This window comes from Gilliamella sp. A7 (genome assembly GCF_002142015.1).
Taxonomy (GTDB): domain Bacteria; phylum Pseudomonadota; class Gammaproteobacteria; order Enterobacterales; family Orbaceae; genus Gilliamella; species Gilliamella apis_A.
This window is the reverse complement of record NZ_NASN01000075.1, coordinates 1-6,651: the sequence shown is the minus strand read 5'-3', so window position 1 is coordinate 6,651 and position 6,651 is coordinate 1. Positions and strand designations below refer to the sequence as shown.

Genomic DNA, 6,651 nt, shown 5'->3' with positions numbered 1-6,651 from the left:
TACTCGTGGCTGCAACCCTACTAGCTCAAAATTTATTCACACATGGTTACGCTTTGGGGAAATTATGAGGGGATCTCTCAGTGCATTGCCTCCAATTCCCATAATTTATTACGCCGATAATAACTTGGTGTAACCTTAAAAATGTACTTAAATCGACGTGTAAAAGATTGTTGGGAATCAAATTGATATTTTAATGCGATCTCAAGGATAGTTTTTTTCGTCAACCTCAACTCAACAGCCGCTTTCGTCAAACGACGAGCACGAATATAGCTAGCCAGTGTGACCCCTGTTACTTTTTTGAACAGCCGCTGAAAATACCACTTGGTATAACCCGCTTTATTCGCCACATCATCAAGCAGTAAAGACTGATCTAAATTATGTTCAATCCATAATAGAACATCTTTGATAACCGTTGTATGAAACTGCTTATCATCATATCTTAATTGGATGTTATTAGCTTTATTTTGATAGCGAGAATGCTGTTCAATATACATAAAATAACCTAAATGTTCTTAAGATTGTCACGACCACATCATCATGATACCATAAACATACTGACGGTATGTTATTTTAAATCTATCATGGAAAATAAAAATCATCAACAAGAAAATTTTAAGAGTACCTATCAATCACTGGTTAACTCAGCACGAATATTGTTTGTTGAAAAAGGCTATCAAGCTGTTTCAATAGATGAGATCTCGGGAAAAGCGTTGGTGACCAAAGGTGCCTTTTATCATCACTTTAAAAATAAAAAACAATTACTCAGTGCCTGTTATAAGCAGCAATTAATTATGATTGATGCCTACATCACAACAAAAACTGATTTAACAAATGGTTGGTCTGCCTTAGAAAGTATATTTGAACATTATCTTGATTATATTATTGATAATAATAAAAACCTTATCCCTATCCAAGAAGTGATGCCTATCATTGGTTGGAATGAACTTGAAAAAATTAGCCTTGAATACATTACTGGTAAGGTAAACGCCATTGTCAGCAAATTGATCCAAGAGAACCAACTTAAAGCTTATGATGATGATGTGCTTAAAAACTTACTCAATGGCTGGTTTATGCATATCGCAATACATGCGAAAAACCTAAAAGAGCTTGCCGATAAAAAAGGCCAATTTATTGCTATTTACCGCGGCTTTTTATTGAGCTTGAAAGATAAATAAAATAGATAGGTTTTATTTGAAGCTAAATCTTCTTTATCGTAAAAAATGCCCTCTTGGGTTATCAAGAGGGTCATTATATTTCGCGGAATAACATCATTTGGTGACGAAATAACTAAGCACTTGTCTCCTGTTTACTCCCCTGAGCTTGAGGGGTTAACATGAAGGTCATCGATAGCAGGATAATAATACAGTAAAACGCTAAACCAATAATCCAAATCCAGCCATCCCAAATTGGTAGTGAATGATTATAAATAACAGCAAACAGTAATGGGCCAATAACACCGGTTGCATTGGTAAGGCTCACCAATAATCCCTGTAAAGCACCTTGCTGATGACTCTTTGTTTGGATAGACATCACTCCCTGTAATGCAGGTAAAGCGATCCCACCACCAGCCAATAAAATTAAAACAGGGAAAACTAACCAACCTTCAGATATAAACGCTAAAAAGGCAAATGCACTACTATCTGCAATAAATCCGAGCAGTACTGCCGTTTTTTCGCCCCATTTAGTGGCTATTCTTCCTGCCACAAAGGCTTGGAATACTGAGTGTAAAAGACCAAGACCCGCTAATGAAAAGCCAACCATCATGCTATTCCATCCAAAACGATTTTCGGTAAATAGCACCCACACCGTTGCGGGAATTTGGCCTATCAATTGCGCTGAAAAATAAATAATCAACAAAATGGGCATCGTTTTAAATAAAGTGATGTATACCGAATTCGATTGCGTCTCAACCCCTACTTCGGTATCTGTATTATCACGTGTATTTTTGGTTTCACGGAACCAAAACATAACCACAAGGAAAGTGACAATATTTAGCAACGCAGCGATAAAAAAGGGACTATGCGGTGAAATCTCTCCTGCAAAACCACCAATAATAGGCCCCGCTATTAAACCAAGCCCAAAACTTGCCCCTAACCAACCGAACCACTTCACGCGTTGAGAAGCTGAGGTGGTATCGGCAATGACCGATGCCGCGACAGCCCCAGTAGCTCCTGTGATCCCTGAAAGCAAACGGCCTAAATACAGCATCCAAAGCGCACTTGAAAAAGCCAGCAATAAGTAATCCAGCGATGCGCCTATTAATGACAACAACAGCACTGGGCGCCGACCAAATCGGTCAGACATTTTTCCAAGCCAAGGAGCAAAGATAACCTGCATTAACGCATAAAGTGCAAGCAATACGCCAAAGTGGTTAGCGATATCTTCCGAAGCAATAAATTCACGTAATAACGTTGGCAAGACTGGCATGATAAGGCCAATCCCCATGGCATCGAGTAACGTAATTACCAATGCGATCTTTGTCGAACTATTCATTTCACTTTTCTCTATTACTGATAGGGAGTGGTAAAATAACTCTATCAATGATAGAGTGTCAACAAAAATTAGGAATTAATGATGTCTAGATTAGATAAAAGTAAAGTGATTAACAGCGCATTAGAGCTGCTTAATGAGGTCGGAATCGAAGGTTTAACAACCCGTAAACTCGCCCAGAAGCTAGGTGTAGAGCAGCCTACATTGTATTGGCATGTAAAAAATAAGCGGGCTTTGCTCGACGCCTTAGCCATTGAGATGTTAGATAGGCACCATACTCACTTTTGCCCTTTAGAAGGGGAAAGCTGGCAAGATTTTTTACGTAATAACGCTAAAAGTTTTAGATGTGCTTTACTAAGTCATCGCGATGGAGCAAAAGTACATTTAGGTACACGGCCTACAGAAAAACAGTATGAAACTCTCGAAAATCAATTAGCCTTTTTATGCCAACAAGGTTTTTCACTAGAGAATGCATTATATGCACTCAGCGCTGTGGGGCATTTTACTTTAGGTTGCGTATTGGAAGATCAAGAGCATCAAGTCGCTAAAGAAGAAAGGGAAACACCTACTACTGATAGTATGCCGCCATTATTACGACAAGCTATCGAATTATTTGATCACCAAGGTGCAGAGCCAGCCTTCTTATTCGGCCTTGAATTGATCATATGCGGATTAGAAAAACAACTTAAATGTGAAAGTGGGTCTTAAAAGCAGCATAACCTTTTTCCGTGATGGTAACTTCACGGTAACCAAGATGTCGAGTTAACCACCCTTTAGATTCATAAAGCGAAAATAATGCGGCTCCAACGTACCCACCTAAATGGAAACGGCGTTCACTCCAATCTAAACACGCACAACAGATTTTACGTGAATGTTTGGAAGGAACGTCAATTCCCATTTCATGAAAATATTGAATACCACTTAATGTGATCATTGAACCATTTTCAGTGATCCATTGCTGTTGACAAAGGGAATCATAGATCTTAACGGCAACTTCGCCAGCTAAATGATCATAGCAAGTACGTGCTTTTCGTAAATGCACTGGCGTGGAAACTTTGGCATGTACGCCATGGTTTAAGGAGATCCCCATCATACTTTCCATCAATTCAGCAATATCTTTTCCTGCTAGCCGAAAATAACGATGCTTGCCTTGAGCTACTACTGTGATTAGCTGGCAATCTAATAATTTAGATAAATGACTGCTCGCCGTTGAAGCTGATATATTCGCCACAGAACTTAGCTCAGTGGCCGTCCAAGCTCGCCCATCCATCAAAGCACTGAGTATTTTAACTCGTGAAATGTCAGACATAGCCGCCCCTATCGCGGCTATTGAGGACTCAAAGGTAACCTCTTTTCGTATTAAATTAGCCATCGCAAGTTCACTTTATTGCCCAAGGGAGCGTAACAGATGCAGCCATACTATCATTGTCCGTTATTAATATCAGTTGGTTAGCATGGTCACTGTATTGCACTAAAATATTAATGTTATTCTCCGCCAATACTCGTGCTATTTCGCCAAGTTCCCCCGGTTTTTCCTGTTTTAACTTACGAATTAATGGTGTCCGGATCGCAAGTACTAACAGTCCAGCTTGCTCTAGCGCTATTTTAGCTTCCTTTCCTTGTTCAACAAGAAAATGAGCATGGCATTCATCACCAACCGTAAATATCCCTCCCCCTTCCAATCCAATACCTTTATTACCTAATGTTTTTCCTAGTAATGCTAATTGTCCTATTTGATTATCTAAAACAACGTGAACATCAAACATTATCCTTGTCCTTTTTAAATGAATATTCGCGAGTAATATGAGCAATACTAATTTTGTAAAAATCAAATATTGACTCTCGCCCTTCTTGTTGAGCTTTCGCATGTAAAACATGATTTTTCCATTGCAGAACTGCGTATTCGTTTTCCCACCAAGATAGCGATAACATTTTTCCTTCTGTAGCTAGACTTTGAAAACGTTCAATTGAAATAAAACCAGCTACATGACTTAATAGTGGTCTTAACTCCTCAGCTAAAGTCAAATAGCGAGTTTGTTGGTCGGGTTGTATTTGCACCTCAAATATTACAGCAATCATATTTTTCTCCGTTATTAATCAACAAACAGAGTAATCCACCCGAAAATTAACACTTCGATAAGCAACGAAATATAGAAAGGTCATGCTGCTGTTTTATGTTGTATATCACACTTCTTTAAATTGCTCGGCCTGCGCTTATCATGTTCTCCTTCTCTTATAATTTTGTTTATTATTTATACTTTTTTATTTTTTGCTATCACCGAAAATAGTGCGGATCCCGCATGGTATTTAGGTTTACCCATCATTAAATACCATTGTTGTTATTTTAATCTTTTTAATATTTCATGATTAAGATCACACTAAAATTATGACCCTATTAACTAAAAGTTATGGATACCCTAATAAAACTCATTGTTAAAGATTAGTTAACCAAAGTAACTTCATTTTTCACTATTGTTAAATTGTTATAGTGAAAATTCTGGTAAACTAATAGAGGTAAAAAAATGATCCTAGATGCCAGTTATACATTATTAGTCGCATGTATCGCGCTACTCATAGGAATGTTTGTCGTAAAATTTACCCCGTTCCTACAAAAAAACCACATACCAGAAGCCGTCGTTGGTGGCTTTATTGTTGCAATTGTTCTGTTAATTATTGATAAAACATCAGGTTATTCGTTTACTTTTGATGCTTCATTGCAAAGTTTATTAATGCTCACATTCTTTTCCTCTATCGGGCTAAGTTCTGACTTTTCTCGACTGATTAAAGGAGGAAAGCCGTTAGTTCTATTAACTATTGCAGTAACGATCCTAATCGCCATTCAAAATACTGTCGGCATGAGTATGGCTGTCATGATGAATGAAAGTCCATTTATTGGCTTAATTGCAGGTTCAATTACTCTAACAGGTGGTCATGGTAATGCCGGAGCATGGGGCCCTATTCTCGCTGATAAATATGGTGTAACAGGCGCCGTTGAATTAGCGATGGCTTGTGCAACACTTGGATTAGTGTTGGGTGGTTTAGTTGGCGGCCCTGTTGCCCGTCATCTTTTGAAAAAGGTCTCTATTCCTAAAACAACCGAGCAAGAGCGCGACACTATCGTTGAAGCTTTTGAGCAACCAAGCGTCAAAAGAAAAATCAATGCAAATAACGTTATTGAAACCATTTCAATGCTGATTATCTGTATTGTTGTTGGTGGCTATATCAGTGCATTGTTTAAAGATACTTTTCTGCAACTGCCTACTTTTGTCTGGTGTTTATTTGTCGGTATTATTATCCGTAATACACTGACTCATGTATTTAAACACGAAGTGTTTGAGCCGACCGTCGATGTATTAGGTAGCGTTGCTTTATCGCTTTTCTTGGCAATGGCGTTAATGTCATTAAAATTTGGTCAATTGGCAAGCATGGCAGGGCCAGTATTAATTATCATTGCTGTACAAACTGTTGTCATGGTGCTATTTGCCTGCTTTGTCACCTTCAAAATGATGGGCAAAGATTATGATGCTGTCGTGATCAGCGCGGGTCACTGTGGCTTTGGTATGGGAGCAACACCAACAGCAATTGCGAATATGCAAACAGTCACAAAAGCATTTGGACCATCACATAAAGCTTTCCTTGTCGTTCCTATGGTCGGTGCCTTTATTGTTGATATTTCAAACAGTATCTTAATTAAAATATTTATTGAAATTGGTACATACTTTACCTAATAGCTACACACTACTCGGCGTACTTCTCCTAACAATTTATTATAGGGCAGTATGCCGAGCCGCTTTCTTACCCCGTATATTCCCCTAGTCAATCTATTTAGCTTGCACGTTTACGAATTAATTCTCGTGACAACTAAACCAAAATTTGAATTATGACGAGTATATCTGATTATTTATACTTTATTCGTTAGAATAGTCCGTAGAAATAAATAATCAGTAGGCTACATGGAATGAAATTAAGACATCTCGATATCTTTTATGCTGTAATGACTTGTGGTTCCTTAACGCGTGCGGCTGAAGTTTTACATATTTCTCAACCCGCGGCGAGTAAAGCACTCAAACATGCTGAGCACTGAGAGATCCCCTCATAATTTCCCCAAAACGTAACCATGTGTGAATAGATTTTGAGTAAGCAGGGTTGCAGCCACGAGTG

The 6,651-nt window shown here is 38.4% G+C and carries 8 protein-coding genes and 2 pseudogenes; 4 read left to right on the top strand and 6 right to left on the bottom strand.

The window, feature by feature from the left end; genetic code table 11:
- Window positions 1-98: 98 nt before the first annotated feature.
- Window positions 99-494 (bottom strand): annotated as a pseudogene (locus B6D18_RS11850) (helix-turn-helix domain-containing protein); the annotation flags it as partial.
- A gap of 87 nt (window positions 495-581) precedes the next feature.
- Between B6D18_RS11850 and tetC the strand changes: the two are divergent.
- Window positions 582-1,175: a tetracyline resistance-associated transcriptional repressor TetC gene (gene tetC / locus B6D18_RS11845; protein ID WP_000428546.1), complete on the top strand. Its 594-nt coding sequence runs from the start codon at window positions 582-584 to the stop codon at window positions 1,173-1,175.
- 112 nt (window positions 1,176-1,287) lie between these two features.
- Here the strand turns inward: tetC and tet(B) are convergent, their stop codons facing one another.
- Window positions 1,288-2,493, bottom strand: coding sequence for a tetracycline efflux MFS transporter Tet(B) (tet(B), locus tag B6D18_RS11840; RefSeq protein ID WP_001089072.1), 1,206 nt, complete (start codon window positions 2,491-2,493; stop codon window positions 1,288-1,290).
- A gap of 81 nt (window positions 2,494-2,574) precedes the next feature.
- Here tet(B) and tetR(B) point away from each other — a divergent pair, with 81 nt between their 5' ends.
- The gene (gene tetR(B), locus B6D18_RS11835) at window positions 2,575-3,198 is read left to right on the top strand and encodes a tetracycline resistance transcriptional repressor TetR(B) (RefSeq protein WP_000088605.1); all 624 of its coding nucleotides are present in this window, start codon (window positions 2,575-2,577) and stop codon (window positions 3,196-3,198) included.
- Here tetR(B) and B6D18_RS11830 read toward each other — a convergent pair.
- Genes B6D18_RS11830 through B6D18_RS11820 form a run of 3 tightly spaced genes read right to left on the bottom strand, consistent with a single transcriptional unit; the run spans window position 3,176 to window position 4,569 of the window.
- Entirely contained in the window at window positions 3,176-3,862 is a 687-nt protein-coding gene (locus B6D18_RS11830) for a helix-turn-helix transcriptional regulator (RefSeq protein ID WP_001284954.1), read from the bottom strand. The genes tetR(B) and B6D18_RS11830 overlap by 23 nt on opposite strands.
- 7 nt (window positions 3,863-3,869) lie before the next feature.
- A complete protein-coding gene (locus B6D18_RS11825) occupies window positions 3,870-4,256 on the bottom strand; it encodes a hypothetical protein (RefSeq protein WP_000460651.1) in 387 nt (128 codons plus the stop codon).
- A complete protein-coding gene (locus B6D18_RS11820; protein ID WP_000562370.1) occupies window positions 4,249-4,569 on the bottom strand; it encodes an antibiotic biosynthesis monooxygenase in 321 nt (106 codons plus the stop codon). Before B6D18_RS11820 ends, B6D18_RS11825 begins: the two co-directional genes overlap by 8 nt.
- A 443-nt stretch (window positions 4,570-5,012) precedes the next feature.
- Between B6D18_RS11820 and gltS the strand changes: the two genes are divergently transcribed.
- Window positions 5,013-6,218, top strand: coding sequence for a sodium/glutamate symporter (gltS, locus tag B6D18_RS11815; RefSeq protein ID WP_000599533.1), 1,206 nt, complete (start codon window positions 5,013-5,015; stop codon window positions 6,216-6,218).
- A gap of 230 nt (window positions 6,219-6,448) precedes the next feature.
- Window positions 6,449-6,568: pseudogene (locus tag B6D18_RS11810) on the top strand (LysR family transcriptional regulator); the annotation flags it as partial.
- 15 nt (window positions 6,569-6,583) lie between these two features.
- Here the strand turns inward: B6D18_RS11810 and B6D18_RS12860 are convergent.
- A partial coding sequence (locus tag B6D18_RS12860; protein WP_223232774.1) for a hypothetical protein occupies window positions 6,584-6,651 on the bottom strand: 68 nt, incomplete at its 5' end.